At 40.1% G+C, this 2,134-nt stretch carries 3 protein-coding genes; all 3 read right to left on the bottom strand.

Annotated elements, in window-relative coordinates; genetic code table 11:
• On the bottom strand, window positions 1-274 hold a 274-nt coding region (locus ACVPON_RS09350), incomplete at its 3' end, for an RHS repeat-associated core domain-containing protein (RefSeq protein ID WP_462878359.1).
• A gap of 428 nt (window positions 275-702) precedes the next feature.
• Window positions 703-1,005 (bottom strand): hypothetical protein, encoded by a 303-nt coding sequence (locus ACVPON_RS09345; protein WP_462878358.1) that lies wholly within the window; start codon window positions 1,003-1,005, stop codon window positions 703-705.
• Window position 1,006: 1 nt separating this feature from the next.
• Window positions 1,007-2,134, bottom strand: a 1,128-nt coding sequence (locus ACVPON_RS09340; protein ID WP_462878357.1) for a TreTu family toxin, incomplete at its 5' end; no start/stop codon positions are given.

Raw genomic sequence — 2,134 nt, 5'->3', positions numbered from 1 at the left:
TATCTAAAACAGTATTTCCAATGCTCCGTACGATCTGAGCCATGCTTCTGCTAAAAGTCGCACCTAGACTAGCACCTCTTCTGGCAGGTTTGAATCGCCTTGCTTGGCGGAAATGCCCACTCGGGTCGGTGTAGTTGACTGGATTGTTATGAACATAGCTGTAACGGTTCTGACTGAGTGGATCCGTCAACTCACCTTGATAGGAATCCTCTGTAAGGAAAATCCCTACTTGGCTGTCGTAATACCTTGTTCTGAGGTAATCTAGTCCTGTGATGTCACGAGCTTCCCCATTGTAGGCAAATGGGTTGCCTGTTCTTGGTCTCTACTTGATTTAGATAATCAGTATATGATGTAACATGTTCTACATAATAAAAATTTTATTTATCTTTCTATATTTTTACAAATAAAGTAAATAGAGGGCAGTTTTATTCCTTATCTTGCTTTTATATGACAACTTTTAAAAGCATAGTGGTGATGTAGAAAACACCTATGGAGAGAAGCTCCATAGGTGGGCGGGGAGCTAGGAAAGAGAGGACGGAAAACGATACATTATCGCCAGCGTTTTCATAGTCCTCGATAACTAGCTCAATCGCCTACAGCACCATGAAAACAAGAGTTAGCTAGACCAGTCAAAATAAGATCCTATTACTTTTTTCCTCGAACTAAACGCTTCGTGCTCTCATAATTAAGAATTATTTGAAGCTACAATAATTCATTCTTTATAAATTCCAACTGCTTTGTCAACTCTATCTCATCGTCATCGTTTTTATCATACCAATATTTTATTTCTTTATATTCAATTTTTCCTATCCCGATAAACATATGTTTATAAGGAGCAAAATCACTTTTGCTCGTTATAAATATCTGTGCTACCCCTAAAGAAGTCGTGATGTATACATTATACACATCTTTTTCATCAACGGTATTTTCTACCAATACTTCTGGAACCTTAGTCAAGGTAATAATAAAATCTTTTACTATTTGTTTTTTTCTATTAAAGTCCATATTATTTCTTTCCAATAATTTCAATATTCGTTGCGGAAGGTATTTCTTCAATTGGTTCTAAACCTTTAAATTGATTCAATCTATCTTGTAAAGAGCCTGGAAAATTGATAATTCCCCAATTAGCTTCACCACCTTGTGTTAAATAACTTGATTCTACATCAAATTCTACATAAAGAGTTCCTGTTTTTGAAGCCTTGAAAGCATCTATGCTAGCTGGATTTGCAACATGAGTTATATTTTCTTTAGACATCTGCACTTTCCCTGTCTCAAGCATCTTACTATATTCATTCGGTGACATCCAACGTCCAACACGGGTCATATTCGCTGAATTAGGAAGAGGTTTTAACGGTTCTAGGTTCCCAGTAGCTGGTTGGGGACCATAGGGTTTCAAGGGTTCTAATGGTCCACTAGCTGGTTGAGGACCATAGGGTTTTTCAGCTTGCGTGGGTACTCCTAACCCAGCTACTGCTCCACTGGCAGCTATATATGCAGCTTCAACATACTTACCAACAAAATAACCTTGTAAAGCACCGCCTGCTGTGTTCATTGCCACATCTAATGGCTTGTCACCATTAGAATAACTTGTTAGACCTGAGCTAACAGCTCCATAAGTCGCAAACCCAACCACTGGTCCTCCTAATAGTCCTGCCAGTACACCTGATATCCCTGCGAGTGCTTGAATATTCCCTGACGAAAGATTTTTCAGACCGCTTGGATCAAATGTATGTCCTTTTTTACTACTTTTTTGTGGTTGATTGCTTGTGCTAGAAGTACCATTCCAACTGGCAGCACCACCTAGGTTCACTTCATAATGTGAACCACTTGTGCGTTTGGAGCTACCTTTTTTGGCTTTCGATTTGACAGAAGCATTCGACTGATAACGGGAACTTGTGCCAGCCGTGCTATCCCAGCTGGCAACTCCTCCCCCTCCAAAGCTGATAGGTTTAGGAGATGCCCCTGTATCTTTTGCCTTAGTGGCTTTTGGGTCGCAGACATGGCGAATAGTTTCTTCCAAGGATTTTGTCCAATTGCGAGCAATATTTTGGGCTTCTCGGGTAACGGATTGTCCCCAGTCATAGACAGATTGTCGCAAGGCTCTAGCTTGTTGCCAAAGATTGGTTATCGCGGG

It is taken from the genome of Streptococcus sp. 1F3, assembly GCF_054968985.1.
Note: the sequence above shows the minus strand (reverse complement) of the source record. Positions and strands in the feature narration are given on the sequence as shown.